We start from the raw sequence: 21,414 nt of genomic DNA on the forward strand, positions 1-21,414 counted from the left end.
CTTTTCACATGATAATGTAAATGCCCATAAAAAAGCCACAGACAATGCTGTGGCTTTTAAATTTACAGTTCGAATTAGAACAATACGCGTACGCGAATTGTGCCTTCAACTTCGTGTAATGTATCTAAAGCTTCTTGAGATGCAGAAGCGTCAACATCCATAATGAGATAACCAATGTCACCTTTAGTCATAAGAGACTGACCAGAAATGTTGATGCCTTGTTCAGCAAACAAGTTGTTGATTTTAGACAATACACCCGGTACGTTTTTATGGATGTGTAGTAAACGGTGTTGACCCGCCGTTAATGGCAATGCGATTTCTGGGAAGTTTACCGCAGAAAGTGTCATACCCTTGTCAGAGTAAGCAACGAATTTCTCTGCTACTTCTAAACCGATGTTTGCTTGAGCTTCCATCGTTGAACCACCAACGTGAGGAGTCAAGATCACGTTGTCTAAACCACGAAGTGGAGACTGGAATTCTTCGCCATTTGCTTTTGGTTCTTTAGGGAATACGTCAACCGCTGCACCAGCAAGGTGACCAGATTTGATTGCATCAGCTAAATCTTCGATGACTACACATGTACCACGTGCAGCATTTAAGAAGATTGCGCCTTCTTTCATTTTTGCAAATTGTTCTTTAGTAAAGAAGTTACGTGTAGACGGAACATCTGGTACATGCAAAGTCACAACATCAGCAGTTGCTAAAAGTTCATCTAAAGAACCAACTTGGCGAGCATTACCCATTGGTAACTTAGTGACTGCATCATAATAAATAACATGCATACCCATGCTTTCAGCAAGAACTGAAAGTTGAGAACCGATGGAACCGTAACCCACAATACCTAAAGTTTTGCCACGTGTTTCAAAAGAACCCACAGCAGATTTGTCCCAACCACCACGATGACAAGCCGCTGACTTTTCAGGAACACGGCGAAGAAGAAGAATTGTTTCAGCAAGTACAAGCTCTGCTACCGAACGCGTATTTGAATACGGTGCGTTGAATACAGGAATACCACGTGCCATTGCTGCTTTAAGATCAACTTGGTTTGTTCCGATACAGAAACAACCTACTGCGATCAATTTATTTGCAGCTTCGAAAACTTCTTCAGTCAATTGGGTACGCGAACGAATACCAATAAAGTGAGCATCTTTAATTGCTTCTTTAAGCGCTTCGCCTTCAAGAGCAGTTTTACGATAGTCAATATTGGTGTAACCCGCAGCGTTTAAAGTATCGACTGCGTTTTGGTGAACGCCTTCTAACAAAAGGAAACGGATTTTATCTTTAGGTAGTGAAAGATGTTGGCTCATTACGGCTCCGCTACAAAGGCCAAATTTGGTGGCGGTATAATAACATACTGGGCAGCGCTATAGATATTTCGTTTATACCATCGCCTTATGGCAATTTTATCTATGTCTAATCACTTCTGTTTATGGCTTGCCGAGCGCTATGAAATATGCTTAGTATTCTTGAGGGCTTAGATTTTCCTTTAGAGCCTTATAAAAACACATTTATTGGTTTTAAACATGTTTTGTAGTGACAGTATCTCTATTATGAACTTTATCGCTTGTGCGGTTACATGTAGAATATAGAAGTTCCTTGAACATTATGGCTTTGCTCAGGTGAAAACCTTGAGAATATTAGGTCATAGTCCCACCACAGTTTACTTCTTGCTAGGTCTGCAAACGATGAATGCTCCAGTCGCTTTAACACCTGAGTTACTCACCCAATTAACAGCAATCGTTGGTGAAAACCGTATTAAAACCGATGCTGATAGTCTCGAAAACTGGGGTAAAGATCATACCAAGCATTTTAATCCGAACCCATCGGTCATCGTTTTTCCATCAACGACTGAACAAGTTCAGGCAGTTGTAAAACTTGCGAACCAGTTTAATGTCGCGATTACGCCATCTGGTGGCCGTACTGGTCTCTCTGCTGGCGCAGTAGCAACCAATGGTGAAATTGTCATTAGTATGGACAAAATGAACCAGATTCTTGAGTTCTTCCCGGCAGACCGTATGGTGCGTGTTCAAGCTGGTGTTGTGACTGAACAATTGCAGAATTATGCAGAAGAACAAGGTATGTATTATCCGGTTGACTTTGCATCAGCAGGTTCTAGTCAGATTGGCGGTAATATTGGTACCAATGCTGGCGGTATTAAAGTCATTAAATATGGCATGACACGTAACTGGGTGCTTGGTTTAACCGTTGTTACTGGTAAAGGCGACATTTTACGTTTAAACAAAGGCATGGTTAAAAATGCAACTGGTTATGCATTACAGCATTTGTTTATTGGTGGTGAAGGTACATTAGGTTTAGTGACCGAAGCAGAAATTAAACTTGAGCGTCAACCACAAAACTTACAAGTTTTAGTTTTAGGTGTTCCTGATTTTGATGCAGTGATGCCTGTATTACATGCGTTCCAAAAAGACATCGACTTAACAGCATTTGAGTTCTTTGGTGAACTTGCAATGCAAAAAGTTTTAAACAATGGTCATGTACAACGTCCATTTGAAACCGAATGTCCGTTCTATGTATTGCTTGAGTTTGAAGCACCATACGAGCCGATTATCGACAAAGCAATGGAAATTTTCGAGCACTGTATGGAGCAGGGCTGGGTACTTGATGGCGTGATGAGCCAAAGCCTTGACCAAGTAGAGAGTTTATGGCGTTTACGCGAAGATATTTCTGAATCAATTGCACCGTTTATTCCATACAAAAATGATATTTCTGTATTAATTACTCACGTACCTGCATTTATTCGTGAGATTGATGCAATTGTTCAAGAGAACTATCCTGATTTTGAAATTTGCTGGTTCGGTCATATCGGCGACGGTAACTTGCACTTAAATATTTTAAAACCTGAAAACTTAACCAAAGATGAGTTCTTTGCGAAGTGTCAGGTGGTAAATAAATATGTATTTGATACCGTGAAAAAATACGATGGTTCAATCTCTGCTGAGCATGGCGTAGGTATGACGAAAAAGCCATATTTGGAATATTCGCGTTCTCCTGAAGAAATTGAATATATGAAAGCTTTGAAAAAAGTATTTGACCCGAAAGGTATTATGAACCCGGGTAAATTATTTGATCTCTAATGCTTTATTAAATAAAAGAAGTTCTGCTAAAAGCGTATCGTAAGATGCGCTTTTTTATTAATTTTTTATTTCTTGTCCGCTTTCCAACCTGTCAGAATATGATAAATCAACGGTAAAAGACTAAGAGCAAGAAAACTACAAAGCACAATGGCCCATAGAGGTAAATCCCTTGGATTACCTAAAAAGAAATAGGCAAAAATAGAATAAGACAACATCGAAAACATCGCCATTGTTCCAAGTGGAAGCGTGACTTTAAAAATTAACATGCTAGCAAATGTTTTGTAGGGTTCCATGTCGCGCTTTAGACTGTAGGCAATAATCATGAGCAACACATAACCTAAAATAAATAGCATAAATAAAGCGGCTGCAAACAATAGAATTGTTCGCCAGCTCTTTTCTTGCGCTGTGTGATCACCAGATTCATAAACAACAGTAATATGTTCACCAACTACAGGCATATCAACAGAGCGAACTGAATTATCTAAAGTTAGAGTTCTATTTTGATTATCTTTAAATTGAACCTGAGCAGTATGCATGAGTGTTTTAGTTTTATATTTACGCCCATTTGAGTCTGTGCGTTCAGTATCTACCCATTCAGAAGTATAACTCACTACAGTTGCATCGTAAGTTGGTTTGGTTGCTAAGCCGTAGACTGCCTGAGAAACCCAATAAGTAAATGGGAAAAATAAAGCACTAATACTAAAAACCACGGCAAATGAATAAGCAAATTCAAATTTACTACTTTTACGATTTTTAGCTAAACGCTTGACCCAAAACTTGGTGAGTACAAATGACCAAATCATCAAAACTGCAACGACCACCAAGAAAACTTGTCCCGCATAAGTCAGTTGCATAACGATCCTATTTGTTATGTGTATTTGAAGTTAATTTTATCAAACGATTGTCATTAAAGTTGAGTAAGCAAGAACAAATATTTGGTCTGTAAAAGAGTAGGCATACTTACAACTACATAGTTTCTACAGAGTAACCGAGCAAGGCATAGCATCATAAAGCTATGCCTTTTGTTTTGGTGATAAAGATGCAACGTTTATTTTTAATTTCGGCACTTTGTGCTGGACTTTTCACTGGGTGTGCGACGACCAGTAAATTAATTCCATTTGTGGGTTCGGAAACCCCAATGCAACAAGTACTTAAAGCTCAACCTGAGATTGTAAAAGAGCACAATAACACCTCAGTTCAGCAAGTGTTTAACCGTGTAGAGTCTCCGACTGTTTCTCGTATTACGGTCATTCAAACAGGTTTAATGGATGACTCTGTTTTAGCTATTCGTACAGAATATTCATTTAAATTAGTCGATGAAAAGTGGCAATTGCAAAATAAGCAAAAGAGCTACCAATGTGCGAGAGGAAAAAATACTAAAGGTTTCCAAACACAGCTTTGCTCATAAAAATAAAAAGACGATAAATATATCGTCTTTTTTATACCCTTTAAATTATGCGCCACTCTCTAAAATTCTAATTTTGACATCAACGACATCATCTTTGACTGCTTCATGATGCGCTTGCATATGAGGTGTAGCTAAGTGTGCTTCAAGATGAGCCACGCTTTCCCATTTTTCTAACATAACAATCGTGTCAGGCTCTTGAGTCTGGAAGCTCGCATTTGATTTATGGTCAATTAAAGGTTTATAACCATGACAACCTTCTTCTGCTAAAACAGTTGGAATGATTTTCTGAAATGCATCCAATACGTTTTGGCGGTGCTGTCCGCCCGATTGAATACGAATTTCCGCAATAATGGTAAGCATTGTGTTCTCCTTATTAAGCTGCTGCAAATACAGTGTTTAGATGTGCTTTATATTCTTCAACATAACTATCAATGTCAGGCATTTTAATCACATCGTTTACAATGAAAGTTGGCAGAGTGCTCATACCTAAAAACTGATTGGCTTTATGAAATGGTAAATAAACACCATCTACACCAACGCCGTGGAAGAACTGATCCGCATCGTCAAATGCTTCCATCGGTGCATTCCAAGTGAGTGACAGCATATATTTCTTGTCATGAATTAAACCACCTGAACCATATTTTTTTGAGGCATCAGAACGGCTACGACCATCGTTTGCATATAATGAACCGTGACCTGTTGTAAATACATCATCAATATATTTCTTTACAGTCCACGGTGCACCCATCCACCAGCCGGGCATTTGATAAATCACGACATCTGCCCATAAGAATTTTTCTACCTCAGCTTCTGCATTGTAGTCGCTATCTGCACGAGTGACTTGTACGTCATGGCCTAATTCAGTGAGATGGTCCGTTGCCAATGCCGTGAGTGTGTCATTTAATTCACCATTTGAATGCGCAAATTGTTTAGCGCCATTAATGACTAAAATATTGCTCATGGAAGTTTCTCTAATTCAATTCTTAAACTTGAACGATACTTTAGAGAAGATACTCTTAGAGAAAAATGCAGTAATTGGAAAAATATTATTGAGTAAAAATCACTAATATGGACTGGATATATTGTATTTATGCTTTACTTGAAAGATATATTTTACAAAGTTGAACGGAAAAAATTGTTTGTAGCCTTTAGCATCAAGGTGAAGTTGTGGTGGAGTTGAGTATGAAAAAAATTGGTTTACTCATGATGTGTAATTTATTGGTTCTGAGTGCATGTACACCGAATACAAACCCACCTACACCTCAAGCTAATAGTCCGATACAAGCTGTTTTGATCGATCAACCCAACCTTTTAAATAACGCAAGTAATTTAAGTATTTCACAGCAAATGAATGCTTTGGATGATGCTTCTAATGCACAAGTAACTATTTTACAAACTGTGCCTAGTGAAGATGCTATATCAAAAACACGTACTGAATATTTATTAAAACGTGATCAGACCATTTGGAAAATCGTAAATAAAAAGCAAAGCTACCAATGTACAAAAGGGCAGGAAACAACAGATTTCCAAGTTAATCCTTGTCCTTAAGGCTGAATCTTTAGGAGATATGTGGATAACTTTAAGGTTATTCACAATATAAAAGTGGATTGAGGCTAAGCAAAATATAGAATTTAAAATGGTTGAAATTGTCCGATTGCTGATCAATATAAAAAGTGATATTGTGTCATCCGGCAATTAAGCCAAATGGTAAAAATTACCGAATCTCACGTCATACATTTTTTCTTGTCTTAGACACCTTGTGAATACGGTGTTTCACATTCTAAACATGCACTCTCACGGCATATAACAGCTTAACTAAAGATTGACTGACCATACTGTCATCGTCATGACTACATTATTTATTTCAATATGTAGTTGCTGAGACATTTTGGCCGCTATTTTGAAGTGTACAACTCATGAATAATATTCAAACGACAGCGTTGAACCGTACAACGTTGATGTTTCCTTTAGCTTTAGTGCTATTTGAATTTGCGGTTTATATTGGTAATGACCTGATTCAGCCAGCTATGTTGGCAATTACTGAAGATTTTGGTGTGAGTGCAACTTGGGCACCGTCTTCAATGTCATTTTATTTATTAGGTGGTGCATCTGTTGCATGGTTACTTGGGCCTTTATCAGACCGATTGGGCCGTAAGAAAGTTCTTTTAACTGGTGTATTATTTTTTGCCTTATGTTGTTTTTTAATTTTATTAACAAAACAAATCGAACACTTTCTGACGCTACGTTTTCTACAAGGTATTGGGCTAAGTGTAATTTCAGCAGTCGGATATGCGGCAATTCAAGAAAATTTTGCCGAACGTGATGCAATTAAAGTCATGGCACTCATGGCAAACATCTCATTGCTTGCGCCCTTGCTAGGACCTGTACTTGGAGCTTTCTTAATTGATTATGTATCTTGGCACTGGGGTTTTGTGGCAATTGCTTTACTTGCACTGCTGAGTTGGGTTGGCTTAAAGAAACAAATGCCGAGTCAGAAGGTAAGTGTGACCAAACAGCCTTTTAGTTATCTTTTTGATGACTTTAAAAAAGTATTTAGCAATCGGCAATTCCTTGGTTTAACGCTAGCCTTACCGCTTGTCGGTATGCCGCTTATGCTTTGGATTGCATTATCGCCAATTATTTTGGTCGATGAGCTCAAGCTAACGAGTGTGCAATATGGATTAGCTCAATTCCCAGTATTTTTAGGTTTAATTGTAGGTAACATCGTTTTAATTAAAATTATTGACCGTTTGGCTTTAGGTAAAACAGTCCTGATTGGTTTACCAATTATGCTCACTGGTACAGTCATTTTAATATTAGGTGTTGTTTGGCAAACCTATTTAATTCCTTGTTTACTTACAGGAATGACACTCATTTGTTTTGGTGAAGGAATTAGTTTCTCAGTGTTGTATCGCTTTGCACTGATGTCATCTGAAGTGTCGAAAGGAACTGTAGCTGCTGCTGTTTCAATGCTATTAATGACGAGCTTTTTTGCAATGATTGAGCTGGTACGTTATCTCTATACTCAATTTCACTTATGGGCTTTCGTGCTATCTGCTTTTGCATTTATCGCACTGTGGTTTACTCAACCACGCTTGGCTTTAAAAGGGGAAATGCAGGAAAGAGTTGCACAAAATTTACATTAAAAAAATACCGGAATTTATATTCCGGTATTTTTTATTCTACTTAATTTCTTGTTCTAAAAGTTTGCCTTTAAGAGTCAACAACTCAGGCAAGGTTTCTAATAGTAAGCTCATTTGTTTTAACACGAGCGTGTAGCTTTCTGAAAAGTCTTCATGAGTTGTTAAGCTTTGAATTTGCTTTAAAGTTTGCTCAATAAAATTCAAGTCAACAGAAACTTGTTCAAATAAACTTTGGTTAAGAATTTGCTGGCAATCCAGTAAAAGCTGTAATACCTGTTGATCTTCAATTTTTTGTCTTTGGCTACCTAATGCTGCGACATAACTCAACTGGCTATGACTATAAACTAAATAACGAAAGGCGTAATGAATCAGCTCTGGTTTTGGGTTGGGCTCAGCACTTAAGCTCGAAATCATATTCGAGAGCTCAATTTGTGCATTATGTGCAGCACGGCGAATTCTACGATATTCAATGTCCTGATTTTTACCATGCTGGTATTGCTCAACAATCACATTGAAGTAATCCAGTGTGGCTTGGCTACTTTTTTTAATATTGTTTGGAATATTACGAAAGTTCCAGTCTGGCCATATAAAATTAACAGCAAGCCATGCAATAAAGCAGCCTAATAAGGTGTCGATTAGACGAGGTAAAATAATACTGAAACCTGCACCTTTTAAGTTGAAAATGAGCAATACCATTAAGGTTGCCATCAGTGTTGCCAACGCATATTTCTTCTGGCGCAAGTAGAAAAAGCTAACTCCACAAATAATAGTGAGAATGAGTTGACCTTCAATGCTTGGAACAAAATACAAAATAGGAATACCCCATAAAACGCCAAGTAAGGTTCCAATTGTTCTAAGCTTTAAACGGCTTTTGGTTGCAAAGTAAGTAATTTGGCAAACAAATAAACTAGTGAGTAAAATCCAGTAGCCATGTTGGGCAAAAGGTAATAGAGAAATTGCGTAACCCGCAGCAAACACAACCGCAATTCGTATTGCATGTCTAAATAGGGCAGATTGTGGTGTTAGTTGCTGCCGAATTTTTAATACAAGATCAGAAAAACCTTGAATATCATCATCTAGTAAATTGAGGTGTTCTTGTTTGTTTTGACTTAGCGTTTCATTAAATGGCTGCGTATATTGAAGCTGTTCAAATTGTTCATGCATGCCTTTTAAATTATTAAAAATCAATTTTAGATTTTTAACTTCAAAATTTTGCGGGTGTTGTTGTATCCAGTCTTTTAAAGAACTTTCCAGATGGTTTAAAACAATTTGTCCTTCTTGAGAAGACTGATATTGCTGATTATGCAAAATACATTGGGCTAAATCGTGGCAAGCTTGGGCCTGTAGACGCAGATTTTTTTGAAAACGGAAAATAAGATCACTACGGCTAAAGTTTTGTTGAATATGTTCGTAGTGTAGATAATTAGAAGTCGCTTGTTCATGTATATCGCGGGCAAAAAAGTACAGATTTAACCAGTAAATACTTTTATTACTGACTCGTGATGCCTTAAGACGAGTTAGCAGGGAACTACGTATTTGGTTAAGACTTTGCGCGACTTGCGTATTTTGGAGTGATAATTCAAATAAAAGCTGTTCAACATTTTCTTTATTATCAGGATCGAACAAGCGTGCTTTAGCTTGAAGTAAGGCAGAGATTTCTTCAAAAATTTGCGAAAGCTTATCTTGTAAAGGAAGGGTTGGTTTTAAAAGAAAAAATAAAATAGAAGTTAGACCGTACCACAGTGCGCCATAGACAAAATAAGTAGGCTGTTGATACCAGTGAGCATATTCTCCTAAACCAAACATGCTATAAATTGAAAGTAAAATTGTACCAAAAGAAATGGTAGCGTAGCGCTGACCTAAGGCGCCCAATAAAATGAAACAAGCACTTGAAATTGAAAGATATAAAATAAATAAAAGTTTATAGGGTGCTAAAAATCCAAGAATAGTGCTGACAGTAAAAAAGAGTAGGCAGACATACAGTAAGTTGCGTAAACGAAGACTTAAGCGATCATCAAAATCTGTTAGTGCTGCGGCAATCGCACCTAACGTTACAGGAACAATGAGTTCGTTATGACCCAACCACAGTAAGCCTAAAGTTGTGCCTGTGAGTACAATTAAAATTTGCAGGCAGTAAATTAAAATTGAATTCGCTTTAAAACGATTAAATATTTGAGTCAAATAATTCACGGCTTTTTTTCTAAATGAGAGGGTACGTGATAAGGGATATTTAAATTTTTATTACTTGAAAAATATTATGCGTTTTATTTAAAAAAGTCAGTTTGTTTTTAAGATTTTATAATAATTAATTTGTCTAAACTGCTTAATAAAATAACAAAATTGTGGATATCTTTTTAGATACCCACAATTTAAAAAATAACAAATTATTGAATTACGCCACAGGCAATTCGTGCTCCGCCACCGCCTAAAGGTAGAGGAGAATCTGAATAGTTATCACCGCCCGCATGAATCATGATTGCGCGACCTTGAATGTCAGCAAGTTTTAAACGTGGCGCAATAACAGCGGTGGTAGCAACACCGGTGCTGTCGACGACTAATGCTGGTAAGTCGCCCAAGTGCCCGTTAGTTGGCGTACCATGATGTGGTGCTTGATTAGGATTATAATGACTACCTGCAGCTAAAGCAGCACCTTGTTTTCCATCTTTAACAGCAGGAGCACACGATGCATTTTCATGAATATGGAAACCACGAGTACCGCTTGGTAAATCTGCTAAAGCAGGGGTAATAATTAAGCCTTTATCACTGTCTTGAAAGCTAATCGTCCCTATTTTTTTACCAATCCCATTAGCTGTGACTTCATTTACATCGACTACTTTTTTGGTATGCATTGTCGTTAATGCATGAGTCGTATCAGATACTGTTTTGCTTACCGTACTACAACCAACTGTTAATAAAGCTGTTAGTGCACATACTGCACTCATTTTATTTAATACTGGCATTATTAGATGTCCTTATAGATATAAATCTGATTTTTTTATTCAAGCAAAGGCCTGTAAACCCTACAAGTTAATTTAAATAGTCACTTTGTATCCTGAAACATTTTTAAATCATTGGCTTAATTTTTAGATGGTGGTAAATCATCATCCGAATCATAAATCATGGTCGTTTTGGGCATGGGTTCAGGATCAATCGTTTCATGAAGCCATTCACGCCAAATCGCTAATAAAACAGCTAAAATAACAGGGCCAATAAATAAACCGACTAAACCAAAACTCGCAATACCACCCAATACACCAAACATAATCAGTAAAAACGGAATTTGAGTTGCACCAGAAATTACAAGTGGGCGAATCACATTGTCTGAGCTACTTACAATAAGAACACCCCATAAAACCACGCCAATGGCTTCCATGGTTTGCCCTTGTGAAAACAGCCATAGACCAACACCTAAATAGGAAACAGGGGTACCGAAGGGAATGAGTGCTAATAAGAACGTCGCAATCGTGAGCACCATTGGATTGGGTACACCAGCGACGAAATAACTCAATCCAGCAAGTACTGCTTGAGCAATTGCAGTTAAACCGACACCATAGACAACGGCACGGGTTGTTTCTGAAATTGTATCTAGATAATGGTGAATACGTAGGCCAATCACCATTTCTAAGGCTTTACTCACTTGAGTTAAGATCGTGTGACCGTCACGGTAAAAGAAGAAAAGACTTAAAATTGCAAAACCAAGTTTGACGAGATTTTTACTAATTTCATTGATTAAAACTCGCCCATAACTTAAATGGCTTTGTATCCAAGCTGCAATACTCTGAATCGTACTATTTGGGTCGGTGTTTATATCATTTAGTGTTCTAGTTATTTCTTTGCCAATAAAAGGAAGATTTTTAATGAAATCAGGTACGCTTAAATGACCAGAAAAAACCTGACGCTGTAAATCAAGATAGAGATTGCGACCTTCATGTTGCAAAATAAAAATAGCACAGATTAGGGGTACACCAACAACTAAAATAACAAAGCTAATCATGACTGTGGCATTTAAATTATTACGGTTTTCGCCAAAAAAACGCTGAATTCTTAAATAAATTGGCCAAGTCATGTAAGCGATAATCGCAGCCCAAACTACAGGTACAATAAAGTACTTCAGGATGTTAAATCCTAAAAATAACAGGATGAAAAACAGCCCAAACAATAAAACGCGCTGTAAAGTAGGAGCGTATGGATGCACGAACAAAAATTCTCTAATTATTTAAATAGAATGGGGTCATATTAACTGAAAAATGACCTGAGGCAAATTTTAGGCAGAAATGCTGATCTATACATTCCTGCTCAATAAAAATGAAAAAGTTATTTTTAAAACCACTCGGACTTATCTTCGATTAGTTTATTTAAAAGTGGCTGCCACTGGCTTTGGATTGCAATAAAGTTTTTTTGTGGTTTATCAAACACACTCAAACCTTGCATTGCTAAACTGCCATAAGCACTACGCTCTGCAATCCATGCAATCGGTTCATGTTCGATTTTTTCAAAAAATTGCTGAATATCTTTTGAGCTAGCATTATTCGGTTTAACACGATTTGCAAGCAGTAAAATTTGTACTTTTCCTTTGCGAATACGTTTAATATCCTGCAAATGCTTGAGAAAACGACGTGTACTGTCGATATCAAAAAATGAAGGTTGAAGTGGTGTAATAATCGCATGAGCTTCGCTGACTAATTGTTCAGCATGGTCGCCTGAAAGAGCGCCGGGTGCATCAATAATTAAATAATCTAAATTTTTAGGTGCATCACCAATAGATTTTTCTTGGCGCCAATCAAGGCTTTGAATTGCAGCTACATTTTCTGGACGTTGCTTTAACCATTGTAAGGAAGATTTCTGGTTATCAGAGTCCGCTAAAGCTACTTTATATCCTTTTTGTGCCAAAGCTGTTGCCAACGTAATGGCTGTCATGGTTTTTCCGCATCCACCTTTTTGATTTGCAATAAGTATCGTTTTCATAAATTCAGTTATATTCAGCAGCACACTTGTTCTGCTTATACCTTAGCATCTTTTTATGAGAAGTAGATGACTGCCTTTGACAAAAGTTTAAGCTAGTTCGTAATTTTAGATATGATTGCTCATCTACCGTGATGATATGTATTTATTAAGGAAAATTTATGTCCGTATGGCTGGCCATGCTTATAGGTGCTGGTATTGGTATTATTATCACAACGCTTGTTTTATCAAATACCCGTAATGGTCGAATCAAGGCTGAATACGAGCAATACATTGCAGAGTTAGAGCTTGAGCATCAACAGGCCCTTGCTCAGGCACAAAAGCGGAGTGTGAATACAAGCCGCGCTGTATTAAAAGGTAAAATGGCAGAACAATTTGCTCCGATTTTACCTGAGTTTCAATACTTACCAAGTGATGCCAAATTTTTGGGTGACCCGGTTGATTATGTTATTTTTGATGGCTATACCGATTTTAGAGATGGAGATGGAACTGCCGAGGATATCCAGATTATCTTGCTTGATATTAAAAGTGGGGGAGCTCGTCTAACCAAAGGACAGCAAGCAATTGCTCAAGCAATAAAAGAAGGAAAGGTACGCTTTGAAACGTTGCGAATTGATTTTGAAGATTAACAATCAATTTAATTAAGCACAAAAATAGACGAAATTGATCTGTATTGTTACTAAATACCGATATTTTTTTCATCGCTTAGAGCTACTATAAATTAGAGATCTGCTGCATTTGATCTAGTAATATTTGAGGTATAAAGCGATGAAAAAACAACATGTAATGTTAGGCTTATTGGCCTCTTTATGTATCAGCTCAGCTTTTGCTTCGACGGCCTCTACTTCTGGTGAATATAATATTGCAAATGGTTTGTTACCGATTGAAAAAGATCAGTCAATTTCTGTGTTACAGCCATTTCAAGGCAATTTTAGAATTTTAGGTTCAAAAATTTATAAAAATGATGAACAAGCTAAGTTCTCACCGATCGATTATGCGGTAAGTTGGGGGCTATTTGCTCAACCAGATATTGCTCGTACCATTTCAGTTAAACAGTATGACCGCTATTTGAACTGGAAAATGAGTAAGCTTCCTGTACCTGCTGAGCAAGCGATGCAAATGGTGTCTAATATGCACATCATTCCTGCGAGTCCTCAAATTGCTCAACAAATTAAACAAGTTAAGCGCGGTGACTTGGTATACCTCAAAGGTGAATTGGTCGAAATTAAAGATAAAAATTTAGTTTGGCGATCATCTTTAACCTCAAGTGATACAGGTGATGGTGCTTGTGAGTTATTTCGTGTTCAATCGATTCATTGGGTTGAAAAACAAAATATATAAATTAAAAAGCCTTCTTGTTCAGAAGGCTTTTTATTGCACACTATAAAATTAATGCTGCTGTGAAGCTTTCCAGTATTTCAACTGATTCTGAGCTTGTAAGTAGTCAGCAAGTTGATTGACTTGTTCATCTTTATTGGCCTGTTTATCACTGATATGTTTTTCTTGATTTTCCCAATATTGATAAAGTAAGCCTTGAATATAGCGACCTTGTTCAGTTTTTAAGTCGAGGTCTTTTAACATGGTCAATGCTGAGCGAACATTATCAAGTGTACGTTTTTGTTCAAACTCTGTGGTAAGTGTACCTGCTGCATGCATTTTTTCTAGTTCAGTTTCCATTTCATCGCTCATTTCAGTAAAGCGACGGTCATAGTCTTCTAATAAAGCAATGTCATGCGCATCGTCAGCAGTGGCTGCGAACTTTTTAACAGGTCTTTCATTGAGCTTTTCCATCACCTGATCGGTAGATGAATTTGTCTGATGTTGTTCGGTCTTTGCTGGTTCATCTGCTTTTTTACAAGCAGTCAATAATAGGCTAGAGCTGAGCAAAGACATTAAAATGATATGAGGCGTTTTTTTAAACATAGCTTTCAACCGAACCTATTCTCTATGATTTGACGACGTACTTTTCTGAAAGTGATATGCATATGTGACATATGGAAAATCAATCTGATCTTGTGGGCCTAGCCCTGTAAAATCATAAACAATTTTTTCAAATTGAGCTTTGAGCTGTAATTGATCTTTTTCAGTCATTGCTGCAATAAAACTTGTAGAGAGTAATCTTTTACTCACCACTTGTTCGACAGTACCATGCTGTGATTGCGAAAAAGTTTCTAATCTGTCAAAACTAAATAGATTTTGGTTTTCAAAAACCTTTTTCCACTTTTCACTATGGTAACGCGGTGTATCGCCTTCAAGAGGTAGTAAAAAATCGGCTAAGGCTTTCACCCAGTCTGTACGCTCATCACGCTGATTCCAAACGAGACCTAAATGTCCTTGCGGTTTTAATATTCGATGGATTTCGGTCAGTGTTTCCATGTTGTCGAACCAATGGAAAGATTGAGCGCAAATGACCGCATCAATTTGTTGATCATTTACCGGAATAGCATGGCTAAATGCCTGTAAAGTTTTAATATCAGTATAGGCTTGCTGAAGCTGTTGTAACATCTCGCCAATTGGCTCTACTGCAATAATATTGGCACGTGTTTGTTTTAAGTAGGGTAAGAATTTGCCAGTACCTGAGCCAAGATCAATAACAGTAGAATTTTCATGTATTTGGAGACGTTCTTGCAGCCAACTGACTATTTCTGCTGGATAATTCGGCCTAACTTGCTGATAAAGCTCCGCAGCGGAGCTGAATCCTTTTTGAGCGGCAGGATGTAAGGATTGTGTCATATTTTGCGCTTTTTAATCTGACTGGCATCTATAAAATAAGATACTCCGCAATCATAAATTGGCAAAACACCTATTTTGTTTCATTTTTGACGATGTATGTGGGAGTAAATTTTCTTTCGGTGTGAGCATGGATAAGCAAATTATTTTTGAAGACGAACACATTAGAGCCATTTTTTTACAAGGCGATTCTAATACATTAGTTCTCTCTTTTGGCGATTTGATTACCCGAGCGAGTGGCTTATCTATCAATGCTGAAAAGTCTCTAATAAAGTACCAATACAATGTTATTGGGATTATGCCAAAACAAAAATCATGGTTCCCAAAAGCCAGTATGGTTGAAATGGCTAAAGCCATTTTGCCTGTTATTCAGCGTTTTAAAAATATTGTAGGTTATGGCGGCTCAATGGGCGGCTATGCAGCAATCAAGTATTCGAACTTATTAAATATGAATCGAATCATTGCATTTGTTCCTCAATATTCAATTGACCCTGAACAGGTTGAAGACCGCCGCTATGCTGAATTCTTTGATGCTGTTGCAAATAAAGATATGCAAATTCAGTTGCAAGATGTAGATGCAAGTCGTGAATATATTATTGTTTATGATCCTTACTTTGTTGTCGATCGCGAACATTACTTAAAAATAAAAGAGCTATTGCCAAGTTTACATACGATTCATTTACCTTTTACAGGGCATGAAGCTTTATCTGTATTGGCGAGTTCAAGTCTTTTACATGATTTTATTGAACATGAATTTGATGAAACGTATTTCTATCAACACGTTCGTAAAATCAAAAAACAAAGTAAATTCTATTATCGTAATGTACTTGCCAATGTGCTGACATATCATGACAGCATGTTATTGAAAATTTTACGACAAAATGATTTTCAATTAGATGAGCGTTATTTAGATAACCCGCTCAAGCAAGCCATTACACGTAGTCTTGTAAAAACAAAGCAGGCGACTGAGCACGACTTCCAAAAGCTTGGAATTAAAATTCAGTACATCCAGCAAGCTGCAAGCTATAAAAAAGGTTTGCAGACTCACTCTGGTACAGTCTTGGTATTCAATTTAATTAATTTGAAACTTGAAAGCTATGCTGTAGATGTGCTGCTCGCAAATACATCATATCTGATTCCGATCGTGGCAGAGCAGACTGGAGTTGCACACATTGAATTAAATAATGAAATTTATTTGTTAGGTATGAATGACCGAAAAATTATTAAATTATTTAAACAAGGTGACGCATTAAGCTCGGATATGAGTCCGTTTGTCATTAAACAATATTCTGATTTTTTTGCATTGAGCTACAAGCAATTCAATTTAGATTGTGATGAACAAGGCGTTTGTGACTACATTGAAGGTTCAGTTCAACCATCGCAACAATTTGTACTGACCAGTTATTAATTTTAATTTACTGATTAAATAAAGTCCAAATCTTCAAATTTGGGCTTTATTTTTTGCTCAAAAAATATTTTTTTATTAATTTATTTGTATATAAAATCAAAAGTCATTATTTAAATAAATAATGCGATTAATTTTTAAATAAAGATAGAGCTAAAAGTAGCCATGATAAATTAAGCGAAAAATTATTATATTTAAAAATTAATGGTTTTTAGTTTTATATAAATTAAAGAAATATTGTTGGGTTGTTTAAAATACAATGATTGCTTTGGAGTCTATTAATTAATTGTTTTTTATTGCAATTTTATTTGTTTTGAGAAGGTGTGCTTAAAATAGCTTCACTATTCAAAGATAATTGCATATTTATTTTTTTCTCCTAAAATGATTTTTTACTAAATTGTCGTTACAGTTTTTTTATATGCAATCATTAAATTATCGGAATAATGATGCATCGCAACATGGAAGTTCTGCACCTTTGAAACGAGCAATGAGTACTCGACATTTGGTGATGATCTCCCTTGGCGGTGCCATAGGTACAGGTCTTTTTTTAGGGTCTGGCGACGTAATTGCTCAAGCTGGCCCAATTGGCGCAATTATCTCTTATTTCTTGGGCGGTTTGATTGCCTACACCGTTATGCTCTGTCTTGGTGAGCTAGCGGTTCATGTGCCTGAATCGGGCTCTTTCGGTGAATACGCACGACGCTATATTGGTCCAGGCACAGGTTATATGATTACCTGGCTATATTGGTTGACTTGGACTGCCACTTTAGGAACTGAATTTACTGCCGCAGCTTTGCTGGTTAAGGAATGGTTTCCATCTACTTCTGTTTGGGCGTGGACTTTGTTTTTTGGTGGTCTTGTCTTTTTCCTTAATATTAGTTCAACGCGTTTATTTGCTGAATCTGAGTTCTGGCTTGCTCTGATTAAAGTTATAACAATTATTGTATTTATTACTTTGGGTTTATTGGCAATTTTTGGTTTTATTCCTTATCACGGACATGAAACAGCGCCGTTATTCAGCAATTTAACGGCTCAAGGTTGGTTCCCGCACGGTTTATTCCCAATTTTCACAACCATGCTCATTGTAAACTTTGCCTTCTCTGGTACTGAGCTTATTGGAGTTGCTGCAGGTGAGGCGGAGGAACCGGCAAAGACTGTACCTAAGGCAATTAATGCAGCGATTTGGCGTTTGCTCATATTCTTTGTGGGGACAATTGTTGTCATTTGTTCTTTGCTTCCATTTCATCTTGCTGGTCTTAATGCAAATGATGTGAGCAGTAGTCCATTTGTGACAGTATTTAATTATATTGGTATTCCGTATGCAGAAGACATTATCCGCTTCGTAATTATTACGGCGCTGCTTTCAGCTGCCAATTCTGGTTTATTTGCTGCATCACGAATGATGTGGTCGCTTTCAGCAAAAAATCAATTACCTAAAATTTTCGCTAAACTTACACCATCTGGCACACCTATTGTTGCCATTATTGTGACGATGTTTGGTGCTATTCCTGGGTTGCTTTCAGAACAGTTTGCACCAGAAACAATTTTCAAAAATTTGTTAGGTGTTGCTGCCTTTACAATGGTTGTTGTTTGGATTGCCATTTGTATTTCACAATTTAACTTCCGTAGACAATGGTATAAGTCAGGAAAGACAGCAAAAGATTTACGTTTCGCTGCTCCGCTTTTCCCTCTTACTCCAATTGTAGGTGGGCTATTTTGTATAGTTACTTGTATCAGTATGGTGTTTGATCCATCTATGCAGGTTGGATTTATCTGCTGTATTATCTTTATCTTACTGTGTTATATCAGCTATTTTGTCTTTTATCGTAAGAAAGAGAGTGCTCTAAACTAAGCCTATTTACTGCTTAATTTGATTGATAAGAGGTCCCTCATGGGACCTTTTTTTTATGTCTATAAATTGTGCATAGAAGAGTACTTTTATATATTTTTTTTAAAAATGTTTTTTTTATTTTAATAATAAATTCAAATAATGATTCATAAATTAACCATTTATCGGAATGTTATTAATAGCTAATTATTATAAGTATTTAAATAAGTATATGTTTAACATGATTATTTAATGGCTGTGTAATTTTTATATTTCTATTTTTTATTTTAAATAAGACTGTACAAAAAAATATTATGAAATTTTCTAAAAAATTTGAAGGATTTTTGAAATTTTTTGTTAATTAAGTTATTGTTATTAAATGGTAATTTTTTAACCATTTTTAATTTTAATATTTTTTTAATTTCCATAAAATAAAATTATTATGGCTGAGGCTTTTTTTAGGCTTTGTTACTTTTTTATTATAAAATTTCGGGGAAATTGATTATTTTTTCTCTGCTTGTTTATTTTAAAATGTTCTAAATTATCTTGCTTTGTGCTATATTTACTTAAAGATTTTATGTCTATATGAAAGCGCGATTAATCAGCTTGAGTAGTGATGTGAAGCTTGCAGTATTATTGAACAATTTTTATTTAAAAAGACTAATGGAGGGATCTATCGATTAGTCAAAAATAATTTCATGGACTTATGGTTTTTTTGTTTTATGAACCCTAGTTCTTTTTAACTCCCAAACGGTTATGTCACCTCTTTTGCACTTATTTCCAATCGACTTGTTTGAGTTGATTGCGGTGGAACTTTTGCTTTTATAAAGACATTTTTTATAAACAGCAGATGAGCAAGAGAAAGATTGTAAAAGATATCGATATATAAAAGTAAATCTTACTTTTGATATCACAAGATGGAATTTAAAAGGTCTGAAGCTTTAGAAGAGCGGAAGATTTTATAAATAAATCAAAACATTGTTATTGCAAGGTTTTGGTTGCTGAATAATAAAGACTACGGATTTATCACATCTGAGTCTATGTAGGTATATAGGAAAAAAGATGTCAGATCTTTCATACGTAAACGAACATAGCGATGCATGGCAAACTTACTTGGCACAAATTGACCGTGTAGCGCCATATCTAGAACACTTAGCTGATTATATCGATACTTTAAAGCGCCCTAAGCGTGCTCTTATTGTTGATGTACCAATCGTAATGGATGACGGTTCAATCCAGCACTTTGAAGGCTACCGTGTACAACACAACTTGTCTCGCGGTCCTGGTAAAGGTGGTGTTCGTTACCATCCAAATGTTGATTTAAATGAAGTGATGGCGTTGTCTGCATGGATGACAATTAAAACTGCTGTTTTGAACTTGCCATTTGGTGGTGCAAAAGGTGGTATCCGTGTTGACCCACGTAAATTATCTACGCGTGAATTAGAGCGTTTAACTCGCCGTTATACGACTGAAATTGGTCACATTATCGGACCTCAAAAAGACATTCCTGCTCCAGACGTTGGTACAAATGCCAATATCATGGGTTGGATGATGGATACTTATTCTACTAGCCAAGGTCACACAGTGACTGGTGTTGTAACTGGTAAACCAGTTCACTTAGGCGGTTCTTTAGGACGTGTTAAAGCGACTGGTCGTGGTGTATTCGTTACTGGCCGTGAAGTTGCTGCAAAAATCAACTTACCAATTGAAGGCGCGAAAGTTGCTGTTCAAGGCTTTGGTAACGTAGGTAGTGAAGCTGCTTTCTTATTTGTTGAATCAAAAGCAAAAATCACTCACGTTCAAGACCACACTGGCACAATTTTCAATGCTGACGGTATTGATCTTGTTGCATTACGTGAGCACGTAAACGCAAACCAAGGTGTTGGCGGTTTTGCTGGTGCGCAATCAATTGCAGATGAAGATTTCTGGACTGCTGAAGTAGACATCATTATTCCTGCTGCATTAGAAGGCCAAATCACAGTTGAGCGTGCTGAAAAACTTAAAGCTAAGTTGATTTTGGAAGGCGCAAACGGCCCGACTTATCCTAAAGCTGAAGATGTATTGGTTGAGCGTGGCATTGTTGTTGTTCCTGACGTTGTATGTAACGCCGGCGGTGTAACTGTAAGTTACTTCGAATGGGTTCAAGACATGGCGAGCTATTTCTGGAGCGAAGAAGAAATCAACGAACGTTTAGACAAGTTGATGGTTCAAGCAATGGATGACGTTTGGAATACAGCGAATAAGAATGCTTGTACTTTACGTACAGCAGCTTACATCTTGGCTTGTGAGCGTATCTTAAAAGCTCGTAAAGAACGCGGTATTTTCCCAGGCTAATCTGAGGAAATTACCTTTTAGGAAAAGTGGGCTGAGCAAATATAAAGGATGTATAGGGTTATTTGTTCAGTCCCTTTTTCTAAATGAATTAAAGACAGTAAGACAGATTAAATAAATTAAATAGATACTGAGGTAAGCATGGAACAGCCAATTTCTGTAACTCGAAGCAACTTTAATGACTGGATGGTTCCAGTATTTGCACCGGCAAATTTCATTCCGGTACGTGGTGAAGGTTCACGTATCTGGGATCAAGAAAATAAAGAATATATCGATTTTGCAGGCGGGATTGCAGTAAATGCATTAGGTCATGCGCATCCAGTGGCAGTCAATGCGTTAACAGAACAAGCAAAAAAACTTTGGCATGTCGGCAATGGTTATACCAATGAACCCGTACTGCGTCTTGCTAAACAACTCACTGAAAATACATTTGCAGACAAAGTATTCTTCTGTAACTCAGGTGCAGAAGCAAATGAAGCAGCATTAAAGCTTGCTCGTAAAGTTGGACTCGA

General features: G+C 36.8%; 20 protein-coding genes. 10 read left to right on the forward strand and 10 right to left on the reverse strand.

From position 1 onward, the window contains the following. Window positions 1–74: 74 nt before the first annotated feature. Window positions 75–1,307, reverse strand: coding sequence for a phosphoglycerate dehydrogenase (serA, locus tag J582_RS18600; protein WP_002051786.1), 1,233 nt, complete (start codon window positions 1,305–1,307; stop codon window positions 75–77). A 378-nt stretch (window positions 1,308–1,685) separates the two neighbouring features. Here serA and J582_RS18605 point away from each other — a divergent pair, with 378 nt between their 5' ends. Then, complete coding sequence (locus J582_RS18605; RefSeq protein ID WP_002051720.1) at window positions 1,686–3,095, forward strand: FAD-binding oxidoreductase; 1,410 nt, start codon at window positions 1,686–1,688, stop codon at window positions 3,093–3,095. 65 nt (window positions 3,096–3,160) lie between these two features. On the opposite strand, the gene J582_RS18610 is transcribed toward J582_RS18605, so the two are convergent. Beyond that, the gene (locus J582_RS18610) at window positions 3,161–3,949 is read right to left on the reverse strand and encodes a hypothetical protein (protein ID WP_031982093.1); all 789 of its coding nucleotides are present in this window, start codon (window positions 3,947–3,949) and stop codon (window positions 3,161–3,163) included. 185 nt (window positions 3,950–4,134) lie between these two features. Between J582_RS18610 and J582_RS18615 the strand changes: the two genes are divergently transcribed. Next, window positions 4,135–4,503, forward strand: coding sequence for a hypothetical protein (locus J582_RS18615; RefSeq protein ID WP_031982092.1), 369 nt, complete (start codon window positions 4,135–4,137; stop codon window positions 4,501–4,503). Window positions 4,504–4,548: 45 nt separating this feature from the next. On the opposite strand, the gene J582_RS18620 is transcribed toward J582_RS18615, so the two are convergent. Beyond that, window positions 4,549–4,863 (reverse strand): putative quinol monooxygenase, encoded by a 315-nt coding sequence (locus tag J582_RS18620; protein WP_031982091.1) that lies wholly within the window; start codon window positions 4,861–4,863, stop codon window positions 4,549–4,551. A gap of 13 nt (window positions 4,864–4,876) precedes the next feature. Next, entirely contained in the window at window positions 4,877–5,464 is a 588-nt protein-coding gene (locus J582_RS18625) for an NAD(P)H-dependent oxidoreductase (protein WP_002051666.1), read from the reverse strand. A 221-nt stretch (window positions 5,465–5,685) separates the two neighbouring features. Between J582_RS18625 and J582_RS18630 the strand changes: the two genes are divergently transcribed. Continuing rightward, window positions 5,686–6,051 carry a hypothetical protein gene (locus tag J582_RS18630; RefSeq protein ID WP_002051788.1) on the forward strand — a complete coding sequence of 122 codons (366 nt, stop codon included), beginning with the start codon at window positions 5,686–5,688 and terminating at the stop codon, window positions 6,049–6,051. A gap of 368 nt (window positions 6,052–6,419) precedes the next feature. Continuing rightward, on the forward strand, window positions 6,420–7,649 hold the full coding sequence (locus tag J582_RS18635; protein ID WP_031982090.1) for an MFS transporter: 1,230 nt from the start codon (window positions 6,420–6,422) through the stop codon (window positions 7,647–7,649). Window positions 7,650–7,685: 36 nt separating this feature from the next. On the opposite strand, the gene yccS is transcribed toward J582_RS18635, so the two are convergent. From yccS to J582_RS18655, 4 genes are all read right to left on the reverse strand, one after another. Beyond that, the gene (yccS, locus tag J582_RS18640; RefSeq protein WP_032048379.1) at window positions 7,686–9,836 is read right to left on the reverse strand and encodes a YccS family putative transporter; all 2,151 of its coding nucleotides are present in this window, start codon (window positions 9,834–9,836) and stop codon (window positions 7,686–7,688) included. 194 nt (window positions 9,837–10,030) lie between these two features. Further along, window positions 10,031–10,606 (reverse strand): superoxide dismutase family protein, encoded by a 576-nt coding sequence (gene sodC, locus J582_RS18645; protein ID WP_022575983.1) that lies wholly within the window; start codon window positions 10,604–10,606, stop codon window positions 10,031–10,033. Window positions 10,607–10,722: 116 nt separating this feature from the next. Beyond that, a complete protein-coding gene (locus J582_RS18650) occupies window positions 10,723–11,841 on the reverse strand; it encodes an AI-2E family transporter (protein ID WP_002048810.1) in 1,119 nt (372 codons plus the stop codon). Window positions 11,842–11,966: 125 nt separating this feature from the next. Further along, complete coding sequence (locus J582_RS18655) at window positions 11,967–12,611, reverse strand: ParA family protein (protein WP_031982086.1); 645 nt, start codon at window positions 12,609–12,611, stop codon at window positions 11,967–11,969. Window positions 12,612–12,769: 158 nt separating this feature from the next. Between J582_RS18655 and J582_RS18660 the strand changes: the two genes are divergently transcribed. Together J582_RS18660 and J582_RS18665 are read left to right on the forward strand one after the other, a co-directional pair. Next, window positions 12,770–13,237: a Holliday junction resolvase-like protein gene (locus J582_RS18660; protein ID WP_031982084.1), complete on the forward strand. Its 468-nt coding sequence runs from the start codon at window positions 12,770–12,772 to the stop codon at window positions 13,235–13,237. Window positions 13,238–13,376: 139 nt separating this feature from the next. Continuing rightward, window positions 13,377–13,949, forward strand: a complete 573-nt coding sequence (locus tag J582_RS18665) for a hypothetical protein (RefSeq protein ID WP_006580734.1) — start codon at window positions 13,377–13,379, stop codon at window positions 13,947–13,949. Between the two features lie 48 nt (window positions 13,950–13,997). Here the strand turns inward: J582_RS18665 and J582_RS18670 are convergent, their stop codons facing one another. Continuing rightward, the gene (locus J582_RS18670) at window positions 13,998–14,531 is read right to left on the reverse strand and encodes a hypothetical protein (RefSeq protein ID WP_002048806.1); all 534 of its coding nucleotides are present in this window, start codon (window positions 14,529–14,531) and stop codon (window positions 13,998–14,000) included. Window positions 14,532–14,546: 15 nt separating this feature from the next. Continuing rightward, a complete protein-coding gene (locus J582_RS18675; protein WP_031982083.1) occupies window positions 14,547–15,341 on the reverse strand; it encodes a class I SAM-dependent methyltransferase in 795 nt (264 codons plus the stop codon). A 127-nt stretch (window positions 15,342–15,468) separates the two neighbouring features. Between J582_RS18675 and J582_RS18680 the strand changes: the two genes are divergently transcribed. From J582_RS18680 to J582_RS18695, 4 genes are all read left to right on the forward strand, one after another. Then, window positions 15,469–16,746 carry a hypothetical protein gene (locus tag J582_RS18680; RefSeq protein WP_032048380.1) on the forward strand — a complete coding sequence of 426 codons (1,278 nt, stop codon included), beginning with the start codon at window positions 15,469–15,471 and terminating at the stop codon, window positions 16,744–16,746. A 415-nt stretch (window positions 16,747–17,161) separates the two neighbouring features. Continuing rightward, a complete protein-coding gene (locus tag J582_RS18685) occupies window positions 17,162–18,595 on the forward strand; it encodes an amino acid permease (protein ID WP_031982079.1) in 1,434 nt (477 codons plus the stop codon). 1,038 nt (window positions 18,596–19,633) lie between these two features. Next, the gene (locus J582_RS18690; RefSeq protein ID WP_002048804.1) at window positions 19,634–20,905 is read left to right on the forward strand and encodes a Glu/Leu/Phe/Val family dehydrogenase; all 1,272 of its coding nucleotides are present in this window, start codon (window positions 19,634–19,636) and stop codon (window positions 20,903–20,905) included. 138 nt (window positions 20,906–21,043) lie between these two features. Continuing rightward, window positions 21,044–21,414 (forward strand): aminotransferase class III-fold pyridoxal phosphate-dependent enzyme (locus J582_RS18695; protein WP_031983757.1); only part of this gene is annotated, 371 nt, incomplete at its 3' end.

It is taken from the genome of Acinetobacter sp. 1566109 (assembly GCF_000582255.1).
Lineage (GTDB): Bacteria > Pseudomonadota > Gammaproteobacteria > Pseudomonadales > Moraxellaceae > Acinetobacter > Acinetobacter nosocomialis.

What these genes read in the sequence shown, in the direction of transcription:
- J582_RS18615 (WP_031982092.1), top strand. Translation starts at nt 4,135, where the DNA reads ATGCAACGTTTATTTTTAATTTCGGCACTTTGTGCTGGACTTTTCACT.
- J582_RS18610 (WP_031982093.1), bottom strand. Translation starts at nt 3,949, where the DNA reads ATGCAACTGACTTATGCGGGACAAGTTTTCTTGGTGGTCGTTGCAGTT.
- J582_RS18630 (WP_002051788.1), top strand. Translation starts at nt 5,686, where the DNA reads ATGAAAAAAATTGGTTTACTCATGATGTGTAATTTATTGGTTCTGAGT.
- J582_RS18690 (WP_002048804.1), top strand. Translation starts at nt 19,634, where the DNA reads ATGTCAGATCTTTCATACGTAAACGAACATAGCGATGCATGGCAAACT.
- J582_RS18660 (WP_031982084.1), top strand. Translation starts at nt 12,770, where the DNA reads ATGTCCGTATGGCTGGCCATGCTTATAGGTGCTGGTATTGGTATTATT.
- J582_RS18680 (WP_032048380.1), top strand. Translation starts at nt 15,469, where the DNA reads ATGGATAAGCAAATTATTTTTGAAGACGAACACATTAGAGCCATTTTT.
- J582_RS18685 (WP_031982079.1), top strand. Translation starts at nt 17,162, where the DNA reads ATGCAATCATTAAATTATCGGAATAATGATGCATCGCAACATGGAAGT.
- J582_RS18625 (WP_002051666.1), bottom strand. Translation starts at nt 5,464, where the DNA reads ATGAGCAATATTTTAGTCATTAATGGCGCTAAACAATTTGCGCATTCA.
- J582_RS18670 (WP_002048806.1), bottom strand. Translation starts at nt 14,531, where the DNA reads ATGTTTAAAAAAACGCCTCATATCATTTTAATGTCTTTGCTCAGCTCT.
- J582_RS18605 (WP_002051720.1), top strand. Translation starts at nt 1,686, where the DNA reads ATGAATGCTCCAGTCGCTTTAACACCTGAGTTACTCACCCAATTAACA.
- serA (WP_002051786.1), bottom strand. Translation starts at nt 1,307, where the DNA reads ATGAGCCAACATCTTTCACTACCTAAAGATAAAATCCGTTTCCTTTTG.
- J582_RS18675 (WP_031982083.1), bottom strand. Translation starts at nt 15,341, where the DNA reads ATGACACAATCCTTACATCCTGCCGCTCAAAAAGGATTCAGCTCCGCT.
- J582_RS18635 (WP_031982090.1), top strand. Translation starts at nt 6,420, where the DNA reads ATGAATAATATTCAAACGACAGCGTTGAACCGTACAACGTTGATGTTT.
- J582_RS18665 (WP_006580734.1), top strand. Translation starts at nt 13,377, where the DNA reads ATGAAAAAACAACATGTAATGTTAGGCTTATTGGCCTCTTTATGTATC.
- J582_RS18620 (WP_031982091.1), bottom strand. Translation starts at nt 4,863, where the DNA reads ATGCTTACCATTATTGCGGAAATTCGTATTCAATCGGGCGGACAGCAC.
- J582_RS18655 (WP_031982086.1), bottom strand. Translation starts at nt 12,611, where the DNA reads ATGAAAACGATACTTATTGCAAATCAAAAAGGTGGATGCGGAAAAACC.
- sodC (WP_022575983.1), bottom strand. Translation starts at nt 10,606, where the DNA reads ATGCCAGTATTAAATAAAATGAGTGCAGTATGTGCACTAACAGCTTTA.